Origin of the sequence: Nonomuraea sp. NPDC049400 (assembly GCF_044466425.1) — a bacterium.
In the GTDB taxonomy this organism is placed as follows: domain Bacteria; phylum Actinomycetota; class Actinomycetes; order Streptosporangiales; family Streptosporangiaceae; genus Nonomuraea.
On record NZ_JBITMP010000033.1, the window covers coordinates 36,191 to 60,728 of the forward strand.

At 70.9% G+C, this 24,538-nt stretch carries 21 protein-coding genes; 12 read left to right on the top strand and 9 right to left on the bottom strand.

What is annotated here, in order from left to right:
- Positions 1–12 precede the first annotated feature (12 nt).
- On the top strand, positions 13–588 hold the full coding sequence (locus ACIBVN_RS38965; protein ID WP_397145310.1) for a Uma2 family endonuclease: 576 nt from the start codon (positions 13–15) through the stop codon (positions 586–588).
- On the opposite strand, the gene ACIBVN_RS38970 is transcribed toward ACIBVN_RS38965, so the two are convergent.
- Together ACIBVN_RS38970 and ACIBVN_RS38975 are read right to left on the bottom strand one after the other, a co-directional pair.
- Entirely contained in the window at positions 546–2,240 is a 1,695-nt protein-coding gene (locus ACIBVN_RS38970; RefSeq protein WP_397145311.1) for a hydantoinase B/oxoprolinase family protein, read from the bottom strand. The two genes, ACIBVN_RS38965 and ACIBVN_RS38970, sit on opposite strands and share 43 nt — an antisense overlap.
- Positions 2,225–4,246, bottom strand: coding sequence for a hydantoinase/oxoprolinase family protein (locus ACIBVN_RS38975; protein WP_397145312.1), 2,022 nt, complete (start codon positions 4,244–4,246; stop codon positions 2,225–2,227). The genes ACIBVN_RS38970 and ACIBVN_RS38975 overlap by 16 nt, the downstream gene beginning before the upstream one ends.
- A 104-nt stretch (positions 4,247–4,350) precedes the next feature.
- On the opposite strand from ACIBVN_RS38975, the gene ACIBVN_RS38980 reads away from it, so the two are divergent.
- The 6 genes from ACIBVN_RS38980 (at position 4,351) to ACIBVN_RS39005 (ending at position 12,117) form a co-directional block, all read left to right on the top strand.
- The gene (locus ACIBVN_RS38980) at positions 4,351–5,826 is read left to right on the top strand and encodes a hypothetical protein (protein ID WP_397145313.1); all 1,476 of its coding nucleotides are present in this window, start codon (positions 4,351–4,353) and stop codon (positions 5,824–5,826) included.
- On the top strand, positions 5,826–7,577 hold the full coding sequence (locus ACIBVN_RS38985) for a serine/threonine protein kinase (RefSeq protein ID WP_397145314.1): 1,752 nt from the start codon (positions 5,826–5,828) through the stop codon (positions 7,575–7,577). The genes ACIBVN_RS38980 and ACIBVN_RS38985 overlap by 1 nt, the downstream gene beginning before the upstream one ends.
- A gap of 70 nt (positions 7,578–7,647) precedes the next feature.
- The gene (locus ACIBVN_RS38990) at positions 7,648–8,310 is read left to right on the top strand and encodes a response regulator (RefSeq protein WP_397145315.1); all 663 of its coding nucleotides are present in this window, start codon (positions 7,648–7,650) and stop codon (positions 8,308–8,310) included.
- 62 nt (positions 8,311–8,372) lie between these two features.
- On the top strand, positions 8,373–10,436 hold the full coding sequence (locus ACIBVN_RS38995) for a DUF6421 family protein (RefSeq protein ID WP_397145316.1): 2,064 nt from the start codon (positions 8,373–8,375) through the stop codon (positions 10,434–10,436).
- On the top strand, positions 10,433–11,062 hold the full coding sequence (locus tag ACIBVN_RS39000) for an SDR family NAD(P)-dependent oxidoreductase (RefSeq protein WP_397145317.1): 630 nt from the start codon (positions 10,433–10,435) through the stop codon (positions 11,060–11,062). The genes ACIBVN_RS38995 and ACIBVN_RS39000 overlap by 4 nt, the downstream gene beginning before the upstream one ends.
- Positions 11,059–12,117, top strand: coding sequence for a threonine aldolase family protein (locus tag ACIBVN_RS39005; protein WP_397145318.1), 1,059 nt, complete (start codon positions 11,059–11,061; stop codon positions 12,115–12,117). The genes ACIBVN_RS39000 and ACIBVN_RS39005 overlap by 4 nt, the downstream gene beginning before the upstream one ends.
- 22 nt (positions 12,118–12,139) lie before the next feature.
- On the opposite strand, the gene ACIBVN_RS39010 is transcribed toward ACIBVN_RS39005, so the two are convergent.
- The gene (locus ACIBVN_RS39010; protein ID WP_397145319.1) at positions 12,140–13,552 is read right to left on the bottom strand and encodes a phytoene desaturase family protein; all 1,413 of its coding nucleotides are present in this window, start codon (positions 13,550–13,552) and stop codon (positions 12,140–12,142) included.
- Between the two features lie 7 nt (positions 13,553–13,559).
- Positions 13,560–14,207, bottom strand: a complete 648-nt coding sequence (locus ACIBVN_RS39015; RefSeq protein ID WP_397145320.1) for a DUF305 domain-containing protein — start codon at positions 14,205–14,207, stop codon at positions 13,560–13,562.
- A gap of 120 nt (positions 14,208–14,327) precedes the next feature.
- Between ACIBVN_RS39015 and ACIBVN_RS39020 the strand changes: the two genes are divergently transcribed.
- A complete protein-coding gene (locus tag ACIBVN_RS39020) occupies positions 14,328–15,038 on the top strand; it encodes a DUF3105 domain-containing protein (protein WP_397145321.1) in 711 nt (236 codons plus the stop codon).
- A 74-nt stretch (positions 15,039–15,112) separates the two neighbouring features.
- Here ACIBVN_RS39020 and ald read toward each other — a convergent pair whose 3' ends face one another.
- On the bottom strand, positions 15,113–16,231 hold the full coding sequence (gene ald / locus ACIBVN_RS39025) for an alanine dehydrogenase (RefSeq protein ID WP_397145322.1): 1,119 nt from the start codon (positions 16,229–16,231) through the stop codon (positions 15,113–15,115).
- 148 nt (positions 16,232–16,379) lie between these two features.
- On the opposite strand from ald, the gene ACIBVN_RS39030 reads away from it, so the two are divergent.
- Positions 16,380–17,360 (top strand): excalibur calcium-binding domain-containing protein, encoded by a 981-nt coding sequence (locus ACIBVN_RS39030; RefSeq protein WP_397145323.1) that lies wholly within the window; start codon positions 16,380–16,382, stop codon positions 17,358–17,360.
- 24 nt (positions 17,361–17,384) lie between these two features.
- On the opposite strand, the gene ACIBVN_RS39035 is transcribed toward ACIBVN_RS39030, so the two are convergent.
- The 3 genes from ACIBVN_RS39035 to ACIBVN_RS39045 form a co-directional block, all read right to left on the bottom strand.
- A complete protein-coding gene (locus ACIBVN_RS39035) occupies positions 17,385–18,770 on the bottom strand; it encodes an NCS2 family permease (protein ID WP_397145324.1) in 1,386 nt (461 codons plus the stop codon).
- A gap of 62 nt (positions 18,771–18,832) precedes the next feature.
- A complete protein-coding gene (locus tag ACIBVN_RS39040) occupies positions 18,833–19,066 on the bottom strand; it encodes an EF-hand domain-containing protein (RefSeq protein ID WP_397145325.1) in 234 nt (77 codons plus the stop codon).
- Positions 19,050–21,260, bottom strand: coding sequence for a xanthine dehydrogenase family protein molybdopterin-binding subunit (locus ACIBVN_RS39045; protein WP_397145326.1), 2,211 nt, complete (start codon positions 21,258–21,260; stop codon positions 19,050–19,052). Before ACIBVN_RS39045 ends, ACIBVN_RS39040 begins: the two co-directional genes overlap by 17 nt.
- Before the next feature lie 95 nt (positions 21,261–21,355).
- Here ACIBVN_RS39045 and ACIBVN_RS39050 point away from each other — a divergent pair, with 95 nt between their 5' ends.
- From ACIBVN_RS39050 to ACIBVN_RS39060, 3 genes are all read left to right on the top strand, one after another.
- The gene (locus ACIBVN_RS39050; RefSeq protein ID WP_397145327.1) at positions 21,356–22,849 is read left to right on the top strand and encodes a PucR family transcriptional regulator; all 1,494 of its coding nucleotides are present in this window, start codon (positions 21,356–21,358) and stop codon (positions 22,847–22,849) included.
- Positions 22,850–22,908: 59 nt separating this feature from the next.
- Entirely contained in the window at positions 22,909–23,856 is a 948-nt protein-coding gene (locus ACIBVN_RS39055; protein WP_397145328.1) for a hypothetical protein, read from the top strand.
- A gap of 150 nt (positions 23,857–24,006) precedes the next feature.
- Positions 24,007–24,279, top strand: coding sequence for a helix-turn-helix domain-containing protein (locus ACIBVN_RS39060; protein WP_397145329.1), 273 nt, complete (start codon positions 24,007–24,009; stop codon positions 24,277–24,279).
- Here the strand turns inward: ACIBVN_RS39060 and ACIBVN_RS39065 are convergent.
- On the bottom strand, positions 24,214–24,426 hold the full coding sequence (locus ACIBVN_RS39065; RefSeq protein ID WP_397145394.1) for a hypothetical protein: 213 nt from the start codon (positions 24,424–24,426) through the stop codon (positions 24,214–24,216). The genes ACIBVN_RS39060 and ACIBVN_RS39065 overlap by 66 nt on opposite strands.
- Between the last annotated feature and the right edge of the window lie 112 nt (positions 24,427–24,538).

The window sequence follows — 24,538 nt, forward strand, 5'->3', positions numbered from 1 at the left end:
TGGGTGACCGCAATGGCGACGATCGAACCGACTGCGGGGCGCGCAGCTTTTCCCAGTGCGCCGTACACCGTCGACGACCTGCTCAAGTTCCCGGACGACGGGAATCGTTACGAGCTCTTCAACGGGAGCCTAGTAGTGAGCCCTGCCCCCAGCCTCCTGCACCAGGATGTGATCTTCTTTCTACAGACGATCCTGCACCAGGCGGCCCCCTCGCACGTGAAGGTGTATTCGACCGTCAACGTGCGCCCGTCCGACGAGGACCTCTACATCCCCGACCTCGTCGTTGTGTCGAGGGCCAACGTCAAGTCAACGAAGGTGATGCTCGCACCTAGCGACGTCCTGCTGGCTGTGGAGGTGGTCAGCCCGAGCACCAAGATGCATGACAGGGGGACCAAGGCGGTGGCATATGCAGCAGCCGGCATTCCCCTTTACTGGCGCATCGAACCCTTCGAAGGACCCACACTTTACGTCTATGAGCTCGACGGTGATTCCTACAAAGAGCCCACTGCCCACAAAGCAGGGACCATCGTCAGCCTGTCGTCGCCCTACTCCGTAAGCTTCGACCCCGCCGATCTGGTCGACGACTGAACCCCGTAGTCCTCGGCCGCTCCCCAGGGCGTGACGCGGCCCGCCTCGAGGTCGGCCGATACCGCCTCCGAGGATCGTTCGCCGGGCGCGCCCAGGCCCCCGCCGCCCGTCGTCTCCACGATGAACGCCTCCCCGGCCGCGAACCGCACATTGTTGACCTTGGACGCCAGGCGTTCCACCGTCCCGTCCAGGTGGCGCTTGAAGAAGCCCCCGACGCGGCCCGGTGACCCCCCGTCGCGGCCAGGGGGTGCGAGGCGGAGGCGGTCGCCGCGGGTCGTGACGTGACAGTCGGCCAGGAAGCGGTAGACCGTGCGCGAGCCCAGGCCGCCGCGGAAGCGGCCGGGGCCGCCCGAGTCCGGGATGGTCTCGACGGACTCGACGATCAGCGGGCAGCGGCTCTCCACCGGCTCCGCCTGCGGCACAGAGTTGCGGCCGATGCCGAAGTGCACGCCGGTCGCGTCCGGGCCGTCCAGGCCGGGGCGGGCGCCGACGCCGCCGAAGTCGTAGGAGAGGTGGATCCAGTACGGCGCCCCCACCGCGGCGATCGAGAACGGCTGCAGGATGCCGCTGGCGGCGATGGCCTGGTCGGGGACGGCGTCGGACATGGCCTGGAAGACGGCCTCCATGGCGGCGTAGATCGGGACGTACCGGCCGCCGCACGGGTAGGGGGAGCGGGCGTTGAGCAGGGAGCCCTCGGGCAGGCGCACCTCGATGGCGCGCAGGCAGCCGTCGTTCATGGGGATCGTGGGGTCCAGGAAGCAGCGGACGGCGAAGACGGCGGCGGCGAGGGACTGCGAGGCCGAGGCGTTGATCGCCGCCGGGACCTGCGGGTCCGTGCCGGCGAAGTCCAGCACGGCCTGGTCGTCGCCGAGGGTGACGGCGACGCGGATGTGGTGGGGTCGCTCCGGATGTATGCCGTCGTCGTCGATCGGGTACGCCGCCTCGAACCGGCCCTCCGGCAGTTCGGCCAGCGCCGCCCGGGTCCTGGCCTCGGTGTGGTCCAGGTAGTCGTCGATGCCCGCGCTCAGGCCGTCCGCGCCGTACTCGCCGGCCAGGCTCTCCAGGCGGGCGGCGGCCACCGCCGTCCCGGCGACCAGCGCCCGTACGTCGCCCATGACCTTGTCGGGGGTGCGGCTGTTGGCCCTGAGCACGGCCTCGACGGCCGGGTCGAGGCCCTCCCTGGTGGCCAGGCGTACCGGGGGGAGCTGGAGGCCCTCCAGGAAGATGTCCGTGGCCAGCGGGGCCATCCCGCCCGCCGAGAGGCCGCCCAGGTCGGAGACGTGGATCATGGTGGCGGTGAAGTACGCCGGGGCGCCCCGGACGAAGACCGGGCGGTAGACGAGCAGGTCGTTGGTGTGCACGCCGCCCCGGTAGGCGTCGTTGAGCACGTACGCGTCGCCGGGGCTCATCGTGTCCGGGGGGATGTCCTTGAGCAGCTCGGGGAGCGCCACCTTGAGCGCCATGCTGTTCATGAGCGTGGTGGCCATGGAGTGGGCGATCAGGCGGCCCCCGGCGTCGAGGACGGCGGCCGAGGCGTCGGAGCCCTCGACGATGAACGTCGAGTACGCGGAGCGCACCACCACGATGCTGGCCTCCTCGGCCACCACGACCAGCGCGTTCCTGAGCACCTCGGCGGTCAGGGCGTCCGGCATGTCGCGCTCCTGGTGAGGTGTACGGCGCGGGTCCCGGCCAGGGCGGCGCTCCAGCCGGGCGGGACGACGATCGTGGACTCGGCGTCCTCGACGATCGCCGGGCCGTTGAGGGGACCGGCGCCCATGGTGTCCCTGGTGTGCACGGGGACGTCGGTGTAGCCGCCCGCCTCCGGGAAGTACGCCCGCCTGGTGCCCGGTCCGGCGTGCGCCACCCCGGCCGGCGGAGGTTGGGTGGCGGCGGCGTCCGGGGCGGTGGGGACGGTGACGCGGACGCGGTAGCTGACGAGCTCGATCTCGCCCCGTTGCGCGATGCCGTACACCGCCTCGTACCGTTCGGAGAAGCGGGAGGCCAGCACCTCGCGCTCGGGCGTCCACTCCACGGTCAGGTCATGGGACTGGCCCTTGAAGCGGACGTCCACCGACCGCGACACCAGCACCCCGGGGTCCGAAGGCGAGACGCCCAGGTCGCCGGCGGCGTCCGCGGCGAGGGACGCGAAGACGGCCGCGGGGTCGGGAGCGTCCAGGCGGGACAGGACGCGGTCCGTGGACAGGGCGCCCGACAGGAGACCCGCCGCCGAGGCCACGCCGCTGTACGCGGGCACCACCACCGTCCCGATCCCGAAGCGCTCCGCCACCCGCGCCGCGTGCATGGGCCCCGCGCCGCCGAAGGCCACCAGGGCGAAGCCGCGCGGGTCGATGCCACGCTGCACCGTCACCACGTGCACCGCCGACGCCATCGAGGCGCTCACGATCTCGTGCACGGCGTACGCGGCCTCCTCCCGGGACACGCCCGACGGCGACGCCAGCCGGTCAAGGGCCTTGCGGGCCAGGGCAGGCGACAGGGGGAGCGAGGCCGAGGAGAGGTAGCCGAGGACGAGGTTCGCGTCCGTGACGGTCGGCTCAGAGCCGCCCAGGCCATAACAGGCCGGCCCGGGTGACGAGCCCGCGGAGTGCGGGCCGACGCGCAGCGCGCCCGCCGGGTCGAGCCAGGCCACGCTGCCCCCGCCCGCCCCCACCTCCGCCAGGTCGATGGCCGGCGTCTTGATCGGCACGCCCGTGCCCGCGCGCCGCCCGCCGAAGCTGCCCTTGCCGCCCACGTGGAACTCGTGCGTGATCTCCGGACGCCCTCCGCGCACCACGCACGTCTTGGCGGTGGTGCCGCCCATGTCGAACGAGATCACATTCGCGAACCCGGTGCCCGCCGCCGCCAGCACCCCCGCGGCCGGGCCCGACTCGATCGTGGCCACCGCCCGCCGGGCCGCCAGCTCGGCGGAGATCACGCCGCCGCTCGACTCCATGACGTGGATGGGCGCGCGAATCCCGATCTCGGCCAACCGCTCCCGGAGCCGCGAAAGGTAAGACGCCATCAATGGGCCTATATATGCGGACATGATGGTGGTGGTGGCACGCTCGTACTCGCGGATCTCCGGCCAGATCTCCGACGAGGTCACCACGTCCGGGATCGATTCGCGGAGGATCGCGGCGACCTCCCGCTCATGGGACGGGTTGGCGTACGAGTGCAGCAGGCACACGGCCGCCGACGTGATCCCGCGCGCCGCGATCTCCGTGGCGACGCGACGTACCGACTCCGGATCAAGGGGCGTCAGCACGGCGCCGCGCGCCGAGACGCGCTCCACCACCTCGAAGCAGTCGCCCGCCGCCACCGGCGGGGGAGGGGGCGAGAACCGCAGGTCGTAGCGGTCCTCCTCGACCCGGGCGTAGCGGCCGAGCGGGATGGCGGCGCGAAAGCCCTGAGTCGTGACAAAGGCGACGCGGACCCCCTTGCGCTCGAGCACCGCGTTGGTGGCCAGCGTCGTGGCGTGCACCACCCGCGTGACCTGGGCGGGGTCGCGGTCAGCGAGCGCGCGCGTAACGCCGGTGACGATGCCCGCGATGGGGTCGTAGTGGGTGCTCAAACATTTGGCCACGGTTATCGCGCCGTGCGTGCCACGAAGGACCACATCGGTGAAGGTGCCACCGACATCGACGCCGATCGTGTAGCCCATTCACGTACGTTATGACACCAAACAAGCGCTTGTCTACGTAGCGATCTATTGACTTACAGCACGTGATTGGGAACCTGGTTCTAGGGCCTGCGTTTGGAGCGGAGATGGCGCGCCTCACAGCTCTTGCCGGTGGTGTCGCGGCGGCACTGGTGCTGATCGCGATGCCGGTCGCGGCTCACGAGCACCCCAGCGGGATCACCGACCTGGTGACCCCCGCCGTGGTGCGGCTGGAAGCCGTGTCCCACGTGGAGATCACGCTGTTGGACCACATCGGCGAGCTCAAACACGTGGAGCGGTCCTACGACATCCCGTTCGGCGCGGGCACGGGGACCGTCGTCAACCCCGACGGCACGATCGTCGCGCTCAGGCGCCTGGCGGTGAACCCCGACGACGTCGCCGTCTACGCGGCGAACAAGATCTTCGCCGAGCACCACAAGGTGAAGATCCCGGCCGACTACAACAAGCACAAGCTCTCCGACGACCTGCTCGATCGCCACCTGCAGGAGTGCTACCCGCCGAAGTCCGACACGGCGACCTGCATCGTCAACGTGACCACCGAGATCACGGCCTACCCCAACGTCTCGCCGCCCAGCCAGGACGGCTTCAAGGTCAAGTGCATCAAGGCCGGTCCGACGCCCGACAGCCCCGCCGTGCTCGTGCCGGTGACCCCTGCGGCAGGAGGCGTCGGCATGCCCACCGCGCCGCTCGCCGACAAGGTGCCCGAGCAGGAGGGCTCGCCCACCAGCGTGGCGGGCTTCCTCGGCAGGCCGGGTCCGAAGGTGCAGGCCACGGTCGAGATCGCCCACCTGGCCAAGGGCGGCGCGGCGGGCGAGAACGGCAGGCCGTTCGCCGACCCGGAGAAGGACCCGGCGAAGAAGGCGGACGAGCCGGCCAAGCTCGGCGCGCTCGCCGACAAGGGGCTGGTCGGCGCGCCGGTGATCGGCGACAAGGACGGCCACGTCATCGGCCTGCTGGTCGGCGGCGGCAAGGAAGGCAGGATGATCGGCGTCAGGGAGATCACCGGCATCCTCGCCGCGGCCAAGGTGGTGCCGCGCAGGGGCGCGATCGACACCGCGTTCGAGGCGGCGCTGACCCGCTACCACACCAAGTACTACACGGAGGCCGCGCCCGGCTTCCAGCGCGTCCTGGAGCTCTATCCGGGCAACGTGGTGGCCGCCCAGCTGCTCAAGACCTCGCTGGCCAAGCGGGGCGGGCCCGAGGACAAGGGCACGAAGCAGGCGGCGGCCACGCCCGCCAGGTCCACGCCGCTGTGGCCGTTCATCCTGGCGGCCGGGATACTTTTCCTGGCCGCCGGGGGCGGAGCGTATCTGCTGTGGCGCCGCCGCGCTCCTGAAAGACCGGCAGAGCTGCCAGAGCCGCTGGCGGTCGGCCCGCCGCTCGACGACCGCGCCGACCAGACCGTCGTCGTACGGCGCTCGCAGTCGTTCCAAGTGGTCCCGCAGCAACAGCAGGTGATGACCGCGCCGGATCCGGCGATCATGTACTGCACGTCGTGCGGTATGCGACTCGGGCCCGCGCACCGCTTCTGCGGCTACTGCGGCCACCCCATCGAGACGTGATGCCATTGAACGAAAGATCGCTCATCGGCCAGGAGGTGGCCGGGTACTACATCGAGGACATCGTCGGCAAAGGCGGCATGGCCGTCGTCTACCTCGCGCTCGACCCCAGGTTGAGCCGCCGGGTGGCGCTGAAGATCCTCAACCCGGTGCTCAGCGTCGACGACCGGTTCAGGCAGCGGTTCATCCTGGAGTCCAGGACGGTCGCCAGCATCGAGCACCCCAACATCATCCCCATCTACGAGGCCAACGCCGACGCCGACGGCGTGCTCTACATCGCCATGCGCTACGTCGACGGCCTCGACCTGCGCCGCCTCATCTACGACCGCGGCCCGCTGCCGATCGGCCAGGCGAACCAGATCTTCACCCAGGTCGCCGCCGCGCTCGACGCCGCGCACGCGCACGACCTGATCCACCGCGACGTCAAGCCGGCCAACATCCTGCTGGCCGGCGACCACGTCTACCTCACCGACTTCGGCATCACCAAGCACCGCTCGTCGATCTCCGGGCTGACCCAGACCGACCAGTTCATCGGCACGCCCCGCTACATGTCGCCCGAGCAGATCAACAAGGAGCACATCGACGGCCGCTGCGACCAGTACGCGCTGGCCTGCGTGATCTACGAGGGGCTGTCGGGGCGGCTGCCGTTCCAGCGCGAGAACGACATCGCACTGCTCTGGGCCCACCTTGCCGAGCAGCCGACGCCGCTGTCGCACCTGCGGCCCGAGCTGCCGGCGCAGGTCGACGCCGTGATGATGCGGGCGCTGGCAAAGTCGCCCGAGCAGCGCTATGCGACCTGCGCGGAGTTCGTTACCGCGCTGCGTGAGGCGATCGGCGGGCTCCACCCCGACCCGCTCGGAGGCGCCCACTTCGTGCCGCGCCAGGGCCTGCCTTCGGGGCCCTATCCCGTGCCGGGCTCCGGACCGCCGCCCTCAGGCCCGCACCCGGGCCCCTCGCCCGGCCCCCTTCCGGCGCCAACGTCCGGACCGCACGTGTCGCCGACGTCCGGATCCCACGTGTCTCCGACGTCCGGGCCGCATGCGGTGCCGACGTCCGGGCCTCATGTGGCGCCGACGTCGGGGCCTCATGTGGCGCCGGGGTTCGCCGCCCAGCTCGCGCCGCCCACGCAGCCGTCGGCGGCCAAGAGGCGCCCCGGCCGGGTCCCGATCGTGGCCGCCACGCTGGTCGCCGCCGTCGCGGCGCTCGCCCTGGTCATCATGATCATCATGAGCCACCGCGGCGACACCTGGTCCCGCTACAAGACCAGCGCCGCCGCGCCGCTCACGTTCGAGTATCCGGGCGACTGGACCGTACGCACCCACCAGGACCTGTTCGCGGTGGCCTCGCCGCACGCACAGGAGTTCGAGTCCCTGTTCGTGGCCGGCCCGGGCGCCGACTGGACGGCGGTCGCCCAGATCGCGGAGGACGACCCCGACAGCGCCTCGGGCGTGTACGTCCAGGTCTCCGACACCCTCGACGCCGGCGGCACATCCGACCAGATGAAGGCCAAGATGGAGGCCCTGCTGCCCGGCCAGGTCGACGTCGGCAAGCCCGTGCAGGACCAGGCGGGCACCAGCCCTGCCACCCGCTTCGACGGCGCCCTGCACGACCCCCGGAGCGGCACCAGGCTGGGCTTCGTGAGCTACGTGATCGACCGGCAGCCCAAGACCATGCTCGTGATGTACTTCTGCGCCAAGACCACCTGCGACGACCCCACCCAGGCGCGCATCAGGCAGAGTGTCCAGGTTTCATGACTTGTGACTCACTTGTGTGCGGCTTGGTGCGGGTGTCCAGGGCGGGCACCCGGCGTCTACGCTCCGGCGTGTGGGCATTCGCATAGTCATCGCCGACGACCAGGCGATGGTCAGAGCCGGGCTGCGCATGGTCGTCGACAGCGACCCCGGCATGGAAGTGGTCGGCGAGGCATCCGACGGGCGCGAGGCGGTCGAGGTGGCCCGGCGCACGCGGCCGGACATCGTCCTCATGGACATCTCGATGCCGAGGCTCGACGGGCTGGCCGCGGCCAGGGAGCTGCTCGACACCCCGTCGCCGCCCAAGGTCATCACGCTGACCACGTTCGACACCGACGAGAACCTCTACGCCGCCCTGCGCGCCGGCACCAGCGGGTTCCTGCTGAAGGTGTCGCCGCCGGAGCAGCTCCTGGAGGCGATCAGGGTGGTGCACTCCGGTGACGCCCTGCTCGACCCGGCGGTGACGAGCCGGGTGATCGCCACGTTCGCCGGCCGGGCGGAGCCGACGCCCTCGCCCCGGCTGGCCGAGCTGACGCCGCGCGAGCTGGAGGTGCTGCGCCTGCTGGCCCGCGGCCGCACCAACGCGGAGATCGCCAGGGAGCTGTACGTGGGGGAGGCCACGGTCAAGACGCACGTGGCGCGGGTGCTGATGAAGCTCTCCCTGCGCGACCGGGCGCAGGCCGTGGTGTTCGCGTACGAGACCGGCGTCGTCCAGCCGGGAACCGCGAGGGATTGACGGGGGCACCCCTGGTTATGTGTATATTTTTCTGCATAAGGCGGTAGATACAGGAGATTTTCATGCAAGCGTTCCCTCGGGTGCTGTTCGACGAGGCCCACAGCGAGTCGTGGACCGTCCGCCGAGAGGTGGCGGAGGCCATCAACCCCGCCCACCCTGACGACAACAGTTACGCGCGCGCGGCCGGGCTGCTGCGGCACTTGGGGCACACGGTCACCGCCCGCACGTCCGGCGCGCTCACGCCCGAGGTCCTTGCGGAGCAGGACGTCCTGGTGATCGCGCACCCGTCGGGAGAGCGCTGGGAACGCACCATCGGCCAGGGCAGCCCCGTCTTCACCGCCGCCGAGCTGGACGCGATCGAGTCCTTCGTCTCCGAGGGCGGCGGGCTGGTGGTGCTGGCCGAGGAGGAGCAGGACAAGTACGGCAACAACCTGCGCGAGCTGCTCGCCCGCTTCGGCGTGGGCGTGGAGCACGCGACCGTGCGCGACCCGAAGCACGCGCACCGGGACGTGGCCGCCTGGGTGCTCGCCGAGCCCGCCACCACCTCTGGCCTGCTCGCCGGCGTCCGCTCGGCCTGCTTCTACCGCACCGGCGTCCTCACCGTCACGGGTGAGGCGGAGGTGCTGTTCGCCTCCTCGCCGACCGCGGACCCCGCGGGCGCGCCGCTGGCCGTCGCGGTCCGGCACGGGCGGGGGCGCGTGGTCGCGTTCGCCGACTCCGACCTCTTCGGTGACGACTCCATCGAGGACTACGACCACCGCCGCCTCTGGGGCAACGTGGTCACCTGGGCCGCCCGCGTCCCTGACGCCGCCGGCGCCGCCGGGGGCCGCGACGAGGCCAAGGCGGCCCTGTTCGCCCGGCTCAAGGCGGCCGTCGAGGAGCTCAGGCCGCTCCAGGTCAAGGACGGCTCCGTGCCGGAGGAGAAGGAGCGGGCCAAGGCGCTGGTGGCCGAGATCGGGGCGCGGGTAGGCGAAATCTCGCCATATTTCCCGCATGACGCCGCGTACCTCCAGGCCGTTCAGGACGACCTGGCGAAGTGGGCCGCGCAGGACCTCGGCGTGCCCGACTTCCTCGGCTCGCTCGACCTCTTCCACCCCGACACCCAGCGCGAGGACGGCCTGGAGCACGTCGTGGTGTTCCCCATGTACACCCAGAACGGCAACCCCAACCGCAACCTCGAAGCCGTGTGGATCCGTACGATCTGGCCGGACTGGCTGGCCGAGCTCGAGGCGGGCGGCTACGACAACCCGATGTTCGTGCCGATCGCGTTCGAGGACTTCACCTCGGGCTACGACACCCACTCCGCCGTGCTGTTCCCGGAGACGGTCGCGGTGCGGCAGGCGCCGGCCCGCTTCACCTGGGGCGGGATCTTCGCCGACCGCGAGGCCGCCAGGTTCCGGCGGGTGTCGCAGGCGGCCGCCGACACGCTCAAGCTGGACCTGCCGCCGGACGCCGCCAGGCTGCTGGCCTCGCAGCGGCTCGCGCAGGACACGTTCGTGCTCTGGGACCTGGTCCACGACCGCACCCACAGCCACGGCGACCTGCCGTTCGACCCGTTCATGATCAAGCAGCGGATGCCGTACTGGCTGTACTCGCTTGAGGAGCTGCGCTGCGACCTGACCGCGTTCGGGGAGGCGGTGAAGCTGGAGCGGCGCGGCGTGCCGCACGCGCGGTACGTGCAGGTGGCGATCCTGTTCGACCGGCTGTTCAGGTTCCCGATCACCGGGGAGCGGGTGCGGAACTACGACGGGCTCGGCGGGCAGCTGCTCTTCGCCTACCTGCACCGCAACGACATCGTGCGGTGGACGGACAACCGGCTCACGATCGACTGGGAGCGGGTCGCGGACGGCGTCGCCGATCTGCGCGGCGAGGTCGAGAAGCTCTATCGCGACAGCATCGACCGGCCCAAGCTGGCGCACTGGCTGGCGGCGTACGAGCTGGTGAGCGCGTACGTGGCGCCGCACCCCGGCTCGACCTGGGCCAAGGGGGTCGAGGCGCTGCCGGAGGAGCAGAAGGCCAAGGTGGATGCGGTGCTGCCGGACGAGTTCCCGCTCAGCATGTTCTACGAAGCGCTGCGCCGTAAGCTGACGGAAGTGGTCGAATCGACTAAGGGACTGCGCGCATGATCATTCTGGTGACCGGTGCTGGTGGGCCGACGGGCGAGGCCGTTTGCGGATATTTCCGGAAAAACGGTGACACTGTGATCGGTGTCGACAAGGCGGACGTCGACCTGCTCGACCGCGCCGCCGTACAGGACCTGGCCGACCGGATCGGGCGCGAGCACGGCCGCGTGGACGGCGTGGTGCACCTGGTCGGCGGGTGGCGCGGGTCCGGCTCGTTCGCCGAGACCAGCCTCGACGACTGGGACCTCCTGCACGACCTGCTGATCCGCACGCTCCAGCACGTGTCGCTGGCCTTCGAGCCGCTGCTGCGGCGCAGCGACAACGGCCGCTTCGTGATCGTCTCGGCCAAGGCGGCCGAGCGGCCCTCCGCCGGCGGCGCCGCCTACGGCGCGGCCAAGGCGGCGGCGGAGGCATGGACGCTCTCGCTGGCCGACGCCCTGTCCGGCACCGGCAGCGCGGCGGTCGTCCTGGTCGTGAAGGCCCTGGTGAACGACGCCATGCGGGCCGCCAAGCCCGAGGCGAAGTTCTCCGGCTTCACCGACGTACACGACCTGGCGGCGGCCATCGGCGCACTCTACGACCGACCCGCCACCGAGATCAACGGCACCCGATTGGACCTCACTACGTGACTCACCGGCACGACCCCCGGCTCAAGGCGTTCGCCAGCGACAACTACGCCGGGGTGCACCCCGAGATCCTCCAGGCCATAGCCGCGGCCAACGGCGGCCATCAGATCGCCTACGGCGAGGACGTCTACACCGAGGCGATGCGGGACGTCTTCAAGAAGCACTTCGGCGAGCAGGCGGAGGCGTGGCCGGTCTTCAACGGCACCGCCGCGAACGTCGTCTCGCTGCGTTCGATGACCGCCCACTGGGAGGCGGTCATCTGCGCGGAGAGCGCCCACATCAACACCGACGAGGGCGGGGCGCCCGAGGTGGCGGGCGGCATCAAGCTGCTCACCGTCCCCACGCCCGACGGCAAGCTCACACCGGAGCTGATCGACCGGCAGGCGTGGGGGTTCGGCGACGTGCACCGGGCGCAGCCGCGCGTGGTGTCCGTCTCCAACACCACCGAGTGGGGCACCCTCTACACGGCCGACGAGCTCGCGGCGATCTGCTCCCACGCCCACGACCTGGGGCTCCTCGTTCACCTCGACGGCTCCCGCCTCACCAACGCCGCCGCCGCCCTGGACGTGCCGCTGCGTGCCCTCAGCACGGATGTGGGGGTGGACGTGCTCTCGTTCGGCGGCACCAAGATCGGGATGCTGTACGGCGAGGCGGTCGTCGTCCTCAACCCCGCCGCGGCCAGGGGCGTCGACTACATCCGCAAGACGTTCATGCAGCTGTCGTCGAAGATGCGGTTCGTGTCGGCGCAGTTCGAGGCGCTGCTGTCGGGTGATCTCTGGCTGCGCAACGCCCGCCAGGCCAACGCCATGGGGCGGCGGCTGGCCGAGGCGGTCAGCGCCGTCCCGGGAGTCTCGCTGTCGCGGCCGGCGGAGGCGAACGCCGTCTTCGCGGTGCTGCCCAGGGACGTGACCGAGCGGCTCGCGAAGCGGTTCCGCTTCTACACGTGGAACGAGGCCACGGGGGAGGTGCGGTGGATGTGCGCGTTCGACACGACGGAGGCGGACGTGGACGCGTTCGCCGCCGCCCTCGCCGAGGAAATGGGCACTACCCACGCCTGACCCCGGCCCGCCCTCCGCACGGTCACCGCTTGGGGGACGACGTGCGGAGGGCGAGGCGGGCCGCCTGCCAGCCACCCATCCCGTGCACGGAAGGGCCGGGGGGAGTGGAGGCCGAGCACAGGAACACCCCCGGCACCGGGGTGCGCCAAGGGGCGGGCGACCAGACGGGGCGGCGCAGGAACTGGACCAGGCTGGTGAGGCCCCCGGTGATGTCGCCGCCGACCAGGTTGGGGTTGGCGGCCTCCAGGTCTGCGGGGGACATCACGTGCCGGGCCAGCACCCGGTCGCGGAAGCCCGGCGCGAACCGCTCGATCTGGGTCTCGATGGCGTCCGTCATGTCCACGGTCGAGCCGTTGGGCACGTGGCAGTAGGCCCACAGCGTGTGGCCGCCCCGCGTCGGATCCGCCGCGTACGGCTGGACCGCCAGCACGTACGGCCGGGGCGAGTGCCGGCCCGCGGCCATCTCCGCCTCGCTCAGCGCGATCTCCTCCAGCGTCCCGCCGAGGTGCACCGTGCCCGCGCCCGCCACCGCGGGGTCCCGCCACGGCACCGGCCCGTCCAGCGCCCAGTCCATCTTGAAGACGCCGGGACTGTACCGGAAGCGCGAGAGCCGCCTGCGGTAGCCCGCAGGAAGGTCCGCCATGGTGAGCAGTTGCCGGGGCGACACGTCCAGCACCACGATCGGCGCGGACAGCTCGGCCAGATGGCGCACGCGGTGACCGGTGACCGCCTCCCCGCCCAGCGACCTGAGCTCGGCCACCAGCGCGTCGGCCAGCACCTGCGACCCGCCCCGCGCCAGCGGCCAGCCCACCAGGTGGGCCAGGGACGCCAGCATCAGCCCGTACCCGGCGGTGATCGGCGCGCGCAGGTCGCGCACCGAATGCGCGGCCATGCCCGCGATCAGCGCCCGCGCCTCCACGGTCCTGAACGCCCGCCGGGCGAACGTCGTGGCGGGCAACGCCGCCGCCAGCCCGAACCTGGCCCCCGCCACGAACGTCCGCAGACCGGCTTCCCACGGGCCCAGCGGCTTGAGGAGCAGCTCCACCAGCGGGAACCCCGCCCGCGCCGCCGCCCCGGCGGTCGCCAGCCAGGCCCACGCGTCCCGTCCGAGACCCTCGGCCGTGCGCCGGGCGTCACGGTGCACGAGCACGGCGGGACGGTCGTCGAGCGGATGCGCCGCGGCCACCGGGGGATGAACGAACTCCACGCCCTTGAGCTCCAGCCCACGGATGGCCGGAGACGCCAGCGCCATCGCCATCACGGTCGCGCCCACGTCGTGCACCCGCCCGGGCAACGTCAGCTCACGGGAGCGCAGCCCGCCGCCGAAGCCGTCGGCGGCCTCCAGCAGCAGCACCCTGCGCCCGGCGCGCGCGAGCGTGACGGCGGCGACGAGCCCGTTGGGCCCGGACCCCACCACGATCGCGTCGGCGTCCATCGTCCCTCTATTGGGGTTTGAGTATCGACGGGTACGGCTGCGCGCCGCGCTGCTTCAGCAGCTCCGTCATGAGCTTGATCTCCCCGCTCTGCCCCGTGACGATCTTCTGCGCCATGCTGACCACCTCGGGACGGGTGGACAGCTTGAGCAGCCCCTCGGCCATCTGCACGCCGCCCTCGTGATGACGGATCATCAGCTGCAGGAACAGCACCTCGGCCTGCTTGCCCTGCGCCTGCTTGAGCTGGGTCAGCTCCTGGGGCGTGGCCATCCCGGGCATGACGCCGGGCGTCGCCCCGTTGGTGGCCGTCGCGTCGCCGCCGTGGCCGTGGCCGCTCATCCAGGCCATCGGCTTCTGGTCGCTCGCCTGGCTCAGCTCCCACTGCTGCAACCAACCCAGGAACATGCCGCGCTGGTTAGCCTGGGTGTAGATGATGTCGAAGGCCAGGTTTCTGATCTCCTTGGCCGGGCCCTTGTCCCTGATCGTGAAGGCCATGTCGACGGCCTGCGCGTGATGCGTGGCCATGTCGCGGGCGAACCCCGCCTCGGGCGAGGTGTCGCCGGGCGTGCCGTCGCGGCCGAACAACAGGAACGCGGCCACGGCGAGCACGAGCACGCCGCACACGATCAGGATGGGGTTACTTGCGGGCTTTTCCATGACCTGTCCAGCGTACCCACAGGCGGAAGGCGCCGTGATCAGACGCTTATAAGGCTCTTATTCTCGGCATACCCCGGAAGGCAATAGGGTGACCGGAGTTGGGACGCCGATGGAGGAACGATGACAAAGGAGAAGGCGCAGGCGAGGCGCGAGCATCTGGCCAAGATGCGGGCCGAGCAGAAGCGCAAACAACGCCGCGCCGCGCTGCTCATGTGGGGAGCCGGCGGCCTGATCATCGTGTTGCTCGTCGGCGTGGTGGGCTTCTACCTGATCAAGCAGGCCCGCGAGACCTCGCTGGACGCCGTGGCCAACTACAAGTACGAGGGCGGCCAGCACGTGTGGACCGCGGTCAAGTACAAGGAGACGCCGCCGGCCGGTGGCGAGCACAACAACTTCTGGCAGATGTGCTCGATCTACGACAAGCCCATCCACAGCGAGCACGCGGTGCACTCGCTCGAGCACGGCGCGGTCTGGATCACCTACCGGCCCGACCTGCCCAAGGCGCAGGTCGACAAGCTGAAGGAAGTGGCCACGTCCACGGGGCAGCAGGACTACATGCTGGTCAGCCCGTACCCCGGCCTGCCGTCGCCGGTGGTCGTGTCATCATGGGGGCACCAGCTCAAGCTGAACGATGCGGCCGACCCCAAGCTGCCCGCGTTCATCAAGAAGTTCCAGAACGGGCCTGACACGCCGGAGCTCGGCGCCACGTGCGGCGGCGACGACGCCGTCACCACGACGGCCGACCAGGCGCCGCTGCCGCCGGAGCCGAAGGGCAACCAGCAGGCGCCGGTGGAGACCATCTCGCCGTCGCCCACCCAGTCGCAGAAGTAGTAACCCCCTCCGTACTTCGGCTGGGGTTCTCAGGGGAGGGGGTGGTGAGCGGCGAGCTCACACCCCCGTCCCCCTCAGGGGGAGAGGACGCGCTCCGGCGGCGTCCACTCCAGCCCGTGCGCCTCGGCCACCGGGCGGCTGGTCAGGCGGCCCTCGTGGGTGCTCAGGCCGAGCGCGAGCGCCCGGTCCTCGCGCAGGGCCCGCTGCCAGCCGAGGTCGGCGATGGCCAGCGCGTACGGGAGCGTCACGTTCGTCAGGGCGAACGTCGAGGTGTGCGGCACGGCGCCGGGCATGTTGGCCACGCAGTAGAAGATCGAGTCGTGCACCTGGTACGTCGGCTCGGCGTGCGTGGTCGGGCGGGAGTCCTCGAAGCAGCCGCCCTGGTCGATCGAGATGTCCACCAGCACCGAGCCCGGCTTCATCCGGCTCACCAGCTCGTTGCTCACCAGCTCGGGCGCCTTGGCGCCGGGCACCAGGACCGCGCCGATGACCAGGTCGGCCTCCAGCACCGCGCGCTCGATCTCCAGCGTGTTGGAGGCGACGGTCTGGCAGTGGCCCTGGTAGATCATGTCGGCCTGGCGCAGCTTGTCGATGTTGTTGTCGAGCAGCAGCACTTCAGCCTGCATGCCGAGGGCGATGGCGGCGGCGTTCATGCCGGACACGCCGGCCCCGATGACCACGACGTTGGCCGCGCGCACGCCGGACACGCCGCCCATGAGCACGCCCCTGCCGCCCTGCGAGCGCATCAGGTGGTACGCGCCCACCTGCGGCGCCAGCCGCCCCGCCACCTCGGACATGGGCGCGAGCAGCGGCAGCGCGCGGTTCGGCGTCTGGACGGTCTCGTAGGCGATCGAGGTGCAGCCCGAGTCGAGCAGCGCCTGTGTGCACGTCCGGGAGGCGGCCAGATGCAGGTACGTGAACAGCACCTGCCCCTTGCGCAGCCGGTGGTACTCCTCCGGCACCGGCTCCTTCACCTTCATGACCAGGTCGCCGGCCCCCCAGACCTCGTCGGCGTCCGGGACCATGACGGCCCCCACCGCGGCGAAGTCGGCGTCGGGGATCGAGGAGCCGAGACCCGCGCCCTGCTCCACGAAAACCTGGTGGCCGTGGCGCACGAACTCGTGCGCTCCGGCCGGGGTGAGCGCCACCCGATATTCGTTGTTCTTGAGCTCTTGCGGAACACCGACCTTCATGAGCGAACTCTTCTCGGCGAGGTGTTAGTACACCTCCATTCTTCCTCCATCTCACGGATAGGTGAGGATTATTCGGCTGATTACCCCGGTGCCGCCGGACCTCGATAGGCTCACCGGCAGTCCGAACGTCAGGATGGGATCGTCATCGATGGACAAGCCGGAAGAGCCGCCGACCGCGGAGCCGGGGGAGCCGAGGGCCAGCAGACTCACCACCATCGTGTTGATCGTCTCGCTCGTCCTCGTCGTGCTGGTCGCGGGCGTGCTCGGCACGATCGCCGTTCTGATGACCAGAAATCCCGACACGCCCCTCTTAGGCAACGCGCCGGCGCAGCAGCTGGCCGTGCCCATCCACTTCGCCCCCGTCCGGCAGGCCAAGGCCGCGCCGTGCCCCAACGAGAAGGCCGTGCTCGACGAGCAGCAGACCACCTGCTACCTCCTGGAGGACGGCGTCACGGTCGACCTCGTGCAGCGGATCGAGCCGGTGCGCGAGAAGGACGGTCAATACTCCGTGCGCATCGCGGTCGCCCCGAAGTACAAAGAGCGGCTTGTGCAACTCATCGACGAGCTGGTGCCCGATCAGCGGCAGGTCGCCATCGTGCTGGCGCCCACGCAGCCGGACGCGCCCAAGGTCGTGCTGGCCGCGCCCATCGTCACCCAGTACATGGACGGCGACAGCATGAGCATCGCGGGGTTCGAGAAGGAGGAGGCCGACGCCCTGGTGGCCCGTCTGCAGGGCACCCAGCCGGGCCAGGACGCCGCCCCGACGAGCCCGGCGCCGACCGGACCCGCCTCCACGGGAGCGCCCTCCCAGCCGTCCGGCACCACCCCGCCGCAGACCGGCAACCCGCAGAGCACCAACCCCGGCACCACGAACCCCGGCACCACGAACCCCGGCACCACGAACCCGGGCACCACCAACCCGGGCGCCACGAACCCCGTCGGCAGCAACCCCACCGCCACCAACCCGGCGTCGGGCGCCAGGCGCACCCCCGACAAGCGGTACGCGAGCTGCAAGGAGGCCGTGGCCGCCGGAGACGGCCCCTACACCAAGGGCACGCACGAGGAGTACTCCTGGTACGCCGACGTCGACCGCAACGGCGTGGCCTGCAACAGCGGCGACCTCCGCTGACGGCCGCCGAACAGCTGCTCTTCGCTAACCGCCGCCGAAAAGCTGCTCCAGCCAGTCGATCGCGAAGTAGGCCAGGAAGATCAGCGAGACGATCCAGAGCAGCCACGGGATCTCGGAGAAGCGCCCCCTGGCCGCCTTGACGAGGGTGTAGGCGATCACGCCCGCGCCCACCCCGTTCGTGATCGAGTACGTGAACGGCATCAGCGCGATCGTCAGGAACGCCGGCACGGCCAGGTCCAGGTCGCCCCAGGGCACGTTCTTGCTCTGCATCATCATCAGCGCCCCGACCAGCACCAGCGCGGGCGCGGCAGCGGCGGCGGGCACCACCGCGGCCAGCGGCGTGAACAGCAGCGTCAGCCCCAGCAGCGCCCCGGTCACCACGCTGGCCAGGCCGGTGCGCGCGCCCTCGCCGACGCCGGCGGCCGACTCGACGAAGACGGTGTTCGCCGAGGAGCTCATCGAGCCGCCCACCATGCCCGCCACGCCGTCCACGGTCAGGACCCGGCCCAGCCGGGGCACCTGCCCCCGCTCGTCCACGAGCCCGGCCTCGTCGCTCACGCCGATGATCGTGCCCATCGCGTCGAAGAACCCCGACAGCACCAGCGTGAACAGCACCACGGTCGCCGTCAGCGCCCCCGCCCTGCCGAACCCGCCGAACAGGTCGAACGCGCCGACGAGCCCGAAGTCCGGCGCCGAGATCAGGCGCTCAGGCACGCGGGGCGTCACCACGCCCCACGACCCGCGCGGGACCCTGGCCAGCGAGTTGACCAGGATCGCCAGGGCGGCCGTCACGACGATGCTGATCAGGATGGCGGCCGGGGTCCTGCGCACGTACAGGACGATCATCAGGAGCAGGCCGAAGGAGAACACCACGACCGGCCAGCCCGTGAGGTGGCCCGTGGCGCCGAGTTGCACGGGCGTGCCCGTGCCCCGCGCCACGAACCCGGCGTCCACCAGGCCGATCAGCGCGATGAACAGCCCGATCCCCACGCTGATGGCGTGTTTGAGCGCCAGCGGGATCGCGTTCATGATGAGCGTGCGCAGCCCGGTCACGGCCAGCACGATGATGACGAAGCCCTCGAGCACCACCAGGCCCATGGCCTGGGCCCAGGTCATGTAGGGCGCGGCCTGGTAGGCGACGACCGCGTTGAGCCCGAGCCCGGCGGCCAGGCCGAACGGGGCGTTGCCGATGAAGGCCATCAGCAGGGTCGAGATGGCCGCGGCCAGCGCGGTGGAGGTGGTCAGCTGGGCGATGGAGAGCCGGGCGCCCGTGACGTCCCTCGCGCCGGCCAGGATGATCGGGTTGAGCAGGATGATGTAGGCCATGGCCACGAACGTGGTCAGCCCGCCACGCACCTCGCGGCCGACGGTGGTCCCCCGCCCGGTGAGCTCGAAGAATCGGTCGAGCACCCGCCGTCCCCCTTCATGAAGATCAGGGGGACTGCTGGCTAGCTACCCGGCGGGGGGTGAGATCACGCCCTCTCGTGGCGCCCGTGGCCCACCAGGCCGACGAACTCCTCGAGCCCGATCGTCCCGTCGCCGTCGCTGTCGGCGGACTTGATGAACGCCTCGATCTCGCTCTCGGAGGCGCCCAGCCCGCCCAGCGCCTCGTTCGCCTGGCGGATCTCGGCGGCGGTCAGCAGGCCGTCGCCGTCGGTGTCGAACCGCCTGAACTCGGCCTCGGCCGCTTCACGCGCGTCTGCCATCGGATACCCCCATTGTCGAACCTCCGTTGAACAACGCGATATCTTCCGGCCTAATCGGAACGCGAGTCAACCGCAGCCCGGTCGCCGCGCGTACCGCGGCGGCGATGGCGGGGGTGGAGGAGAGGGTCGGCGGCTCGCCCGCGCCGCGCAGCCCGTACGGCGCCGCCGGATCCGCGTTTTCCAGGATCTTCATCCGCATCGGCGGCATGTCGAGGATGGTGGGGATGAGGTAGTCGGTGAACGACGGGTTCAGCACCCGGCCGTCGCGGATCTGGATCTCCTCCATGAGCGCGAGGCCGAGCCCCTGCGCCGAGCCGCCCTGGATCTGGCCCTCCAGGGCCTGCGGGTTCAGGATCCGGCCCACGTCCTGGACGGCCGCCAGCTCGACCACCTTGACCAGGCCCAGCTCCACGTCCACGTCCACGACGGCCCGGTGCACGCACAGGGCGAGCTGCGTGTGCGAGTCGCCCTGGCCGGTGCGCGGGTCCATCGGGTAGGTCGGGCGGTGCCGGTACTCGCGCGTCTCCTCGATCGGCCCGAACTTCTCCAGCGCCTCCTCCGGAGACAGTCCGTTGAAGCGTTCCCGTACGGCCTCGCAGGCGGCCTTCACCGCGCCGCCGGTCACGTACGACTGGCGCGAGGCCGACGAGGAGCCGGCCGAGCCGACCGAGGTGTCGGCCGTGGCCACGGTCACGTTCGCGATGCCCAGCTCGGTACGCGCGATCTGGGCCTGGATCGTCACCAGGCCCTGGCCGACCTCGGCCGCCGCCGTGTGCACGGTGACGTGCGGCTCGCCGCCGATCAGCTCGGCGCGCACCCTGGCCGTGGAGTAGTCGTCGAAGCCCTCGGAGAAGCAGATGTTCTTGATGCCGACGCCGTAGCCGACGCCGCGGCGCACGGACTCGCCGTGCGTGGTCTGCGAGACGCCGCCCGGCATGGACCGCAGATCCGCGGGCGCCGCGGGCGGCAGCGGCATCGCCTCCAGCTCGCGCAGCATCTCCGCGAGCGGGGCGGGAGAGTCGATCACCTGGCCGGTGATGAGGTGTGAGCCCTGGGAGACGGCGTTGCGCACCCGGACCTCGACCGGTGACAGGCCGCACGCCTCGGCCAGCTTGTCCATCTGCGACTCGTACGCGAAGCACGCCTGCACCGCGCCGAAGCCGCGCATCGCGCCGCACGGCGGGTTGTTGGTGTAGACGCCGGTGGCGTCCACCCGCACGTTCTCCACCTCGTACGGGCCCACGCCGAGCGAGGCGGCGTTGCCGACCACGGCGAGGGAGGAGGAGCAGTACGCGCCGCCGTCCAGCAGGATGTCGGCCTTGACGTAGACCAGCTTGCCGTCGCGGGTCGCGCCGTGCTCGTAGCGCATCCAGGCGGGGTGGCGGTGCACGTGGCCGAAGAACGACTCCTCACGGCCGTACACGATCTTGACGGGCCGGTTCAGCCGCAGCGCCAGCATGCAGGCGTGCACCTGCATCGACAGGTCCTCGCGGGCGCCGAACGCGCCGCCGACGCCCGACAGAGTCAGCCGCACCTTGTCCGCGGGCAGCCCGAGGCAGGGGGCGAGCTGGTCGCGGTCCACGTGCAGCCACTGGGTGGCGATGTAGAGGTCGACGCCGCCGTCCTCAGCCGGGACCGCCAGGCCCGACTCCGGGCCGAGGAAGGCCTGGTCCTGCATGCCGACCTCGTACTCGCCGGTGACGACGACCTCGGCCTCGAACGTGTCGCCCCTGCGCACCGGCTGGTGGCGGACGATCTCCTCGGACTCGCGGGGGTCGGTGACGGCCTCGCGGACCTCGTACTCGACCACGATCACCTCGGCCGCCCTGCGGGCCGTCTCCGGATGGTCCGCGGCCACCAGCGCCACCGGCTCGCCCTGGTAGCGGACCTGGTCGATGGCCAGCACCGGCTGGTCCTTGTGCTCCAGACCGTAGAACTTCGCGCCCGGCACGTCCTCGTGCGTCAGCACGGTCAGCACGCCCGGGATCTTCAGCGCGGGACCCACGTCGATCGAGCGGATCCACGCCGACGGATGCGGGCTGCGCAGCGTCGCGCCCCACACCATGCCGTCCAGCCACAGGTCGGAGGCGTAGGCGAACTCGCCGGTCACCTTCAGCGTCGCGTCGGGCCGCCGCGCGCTCGCGCCGACCCCTTGTTCGGCGCCGTGCAGGGTGGTGTACGCCGTCTCCGTCATCCTTCGAGTAGAGCACCGCGGCCTTGCCGCCTCCTATGCGCGCGGGGTGAAATCCCGGTCAGCGGTTCGCCCCACGGCCTTGTATATTCCTCCAAGTGCGCATCTCTGACCTGCTGGCCATCGAGGACCTGCGCCTGACCCTGCTCGCCGGCGACCCCGCACGCGAGTTCCACACCGTGCACATCACGGACCTGCCCGAGCCGGGGCGCTACCTGGCCGGCGGCGAGCTGGTGCTGTCCGGGCTGATGTGGTGGCACGCGCCGGAGGACTCGGTCAGGTTCGTGTCGGCCCTGGTCGAGTCGGGGGTCGCCGCGCTCGGCGCCGGTCAGGCGTGGCTCGGCCACGTCCCGGCCGACCTGGTGGCCGCGTGCGAGGCCGCCGGACTGCCGCTGGTCGAGGTGCCGACGGAGGTGTCGTTCCGCACGCTGGCGGAGCTGGTCGTGCCCCGGTTGTCCGGCGACGTGCGCGACGCGCTCGGCCGCCACCGCAGGCTGGTCGCGGCCATCGCCGAGGGCGCCGACCTGCGCGAGCTGTTCCAGCTGACCGCCGCCGAGCTGGGCGTCACCGGCGCCGTCCTGTCCGCGTCGGGCGAGGTGATCGTGGGCGCGGCCGAGGATCCGGTACGGCTGGCGAAGGCGTACCTCACGGCGCCGCGGCTGCCCGCGCACGTCGGCAACCACACGATCTTCGCGGTCGGGCGCGGCCACCGGGCCGCCGGCTGGGCACTGGCCTGCGACGGCGACCTGATCGGCCAGGCCGACCTGGGCTACGAGCTGGCGGCCTGCGTGGGCCTCGAACGCAGCCGCATGGAGGAGGGCCGCAGGGTCGAGCGCCGCCTGACCGAGCAGCTCGTCGTGGCCGCGCTGGGCGAGTCGGACGTGGCCGAGCTCAACGCCAGGCTGCGGACGTGCGGGATCGGCGCGGCGGAGCCGTACACGATCGTGAACGCCACCGCGCCGAGACCCGGCGCCACCCATGGGCCCGACCCCGCCACGCTCGGCGGCCAGATCGTGGAGGAGTTGCTGGGCCGCGAGGTCGTCGCGGCGGCGGGCGCGGACGGCGCGGTCGCCGTCGTGCCGCTGCGTGAGCGCACCCCCGCCGAGCTGGCCGACCGGCTGCGCGCCGGCGCCGAGGTGCTGGCCGCCCTGCCCGACACCCGCCTCTGCGTGGGGCTGAGCGGCGCCCTGACCGGTGCCGCCGCGATCAAAGGCGGCGTCGAGGAGGCCGGTCACGCCAGGCGCCTGGCTGAGGCGCGCGGCGGGGGAGTGGTGACCAGCGACGAGATCTACACGCACGCGCTGCTGCTGGCCACGGTGCCGGGGGACGTGCGCCGCTCCTTCGCGGCCCGGTTGCTGTCGCCGCTGCTGGACTACGACCGCAGGCACCAGTCGGAGCTGGTGCGGACGCTGGGGGTCTTCCTGGACTGCGCCGGATCGTGGAACGCCTGCGCGGAGCACCTGCACGTACACGTGAACACCGTGCGCTACCGGATCCGCCGGATCGAGGAGCTGACCGGCAGAAACCTGTCCACCATGGCGGACCGCGTGGACTTCTTCCTGGCCCTCCGGGACACGGGCCCGCCGCGGTAACCGCACTACAGTTCGGCGAAAGACATGCGGATGCGTGATCGAGCGATAACGTTCCGTGCATGCCCTCCTCCCGGCACGACGCCCTCCTTCGACTTGTCCGCGACCATCTCGACCTGCCGATACGGCTGCTGTGGGAGGTCGGTGGGATCGAACTGCCGACCGACGGCCCGTTATGGGCGGGTCCGGGAGACCTGCGGGACCGCATCTCCAGGGAGATGCATGCCGACACCGTCGTGTTCGGCGGCCCGCCCCAGGACCGATGGTTTTCCGCCATCGTCGAGGTCGAGACCGAAATGTCTGAGCAGAAGCTGCGGCAGACCGTCGAAGCAGCCGAAATGCTCCGGCTGGAGACCCGCAAACCGGTCTACGTCATCTTCATCACGCCCGATCCCTGCGCGGCGCGCTTCACCTCGCAGGTGGAGATCCGCAGTGGCTGCCTGACCATCACCATGCAGCCGGTGATCGTCGGGCCCGACCGAATCCCCGTCCTGACCGACCCGCAGAAAATGGCCGCGGACCTGCTGACGGCGGCGCTGTCGGTGATGGCGCACGGCCACCTGCCGAAGGTCGCCGAGGCATTCGTCAAGCTCCTCGAGGATTTGCCAGACGATGACGCCGCGTCTCTGTTTGGTTACACTATCGACATGGCCCCGCCGCAGGCGCGCCGGCTTCTGGAGGAAACCGTGACAATCTACATCCCCGAGCACAGCCCCTGGGCCCAGAGCTTGTACCGCAAGGGTGAGGAAGCAGGTCGAGAAGAAGGCTGGGAGAAAGGCTGGAAAGAGGGCCAGAAAGAGGGCGACGCACGAGGCCGCGCCATGGAAAAGGCGGCCTCCGTCCTCACCGTCGTGCGCTTCCGCGGCATCGACATTCCCCCCGACCGGCATACGCAGATCACGGCCTGCACCGACCTGGCCCTCCTGGAGGTCTGGCTGCGGCGCGCTCTCGAAGCCACGCACATCGACGACCTCTTTGACGACGGTCCGGGGCCGGAACCCCGGTCCTAGGTACGTGGTGTTAAGTGGGTCATCCCGGCCCGGTCTTTCCGAGGTTGACCCGCTGGTGATCTCCTGGGGCGCGTCTCAATGGCGGCGTCGAGGAGGCCGGTCACGCCAGGCGTCTGGCCGAGGCGCGCGGCGGGGGAGTGGTGACCAGCGATGAGATCTACACGCACGCGCTGCTGCTGGCCACGGTGCCGGGGGACGTGCGCTACGACCGCAGGCACCAGTCCGAGCTGGTGCGCATGTTCGACGCCTTCCCTCTACGGCGCCGGCTCGCGGAACGCTTCCGCCCAGCAGCTGCACGTGCACGTGAACCCGGTCCGCTACCGAATCCGCAGGATCGAGGAGCTGACCGGAAGGAATCTAGCCACGATGGCCGACCGGGTCGACTTTTTCCTTGCGCTCAGGGATGCCGCGCTGGCCCGGTGACGAGTCAGGCCCCGCGCATGACAGCGGGACCGCGAGCCTCGGGCCGCACCGCAGCCCGTCCTCCTCGAGTCGCTGCTCATCGAACTCGACCACCTCGTGCAGCCCGTAGAGGGATGAAAGGTTCAGTGTTCGCGGCAGCTTTGCCATGAGGTCCTCTTGTCGGCCTTCAGGTGCTCGGCGTTGCCTTTAGTCACCTTTAGCAGAGCCGCAATGTAGAAGGAATCTAGAGGCGTCTGCCTATCCTTCCGCCTGGAGATCC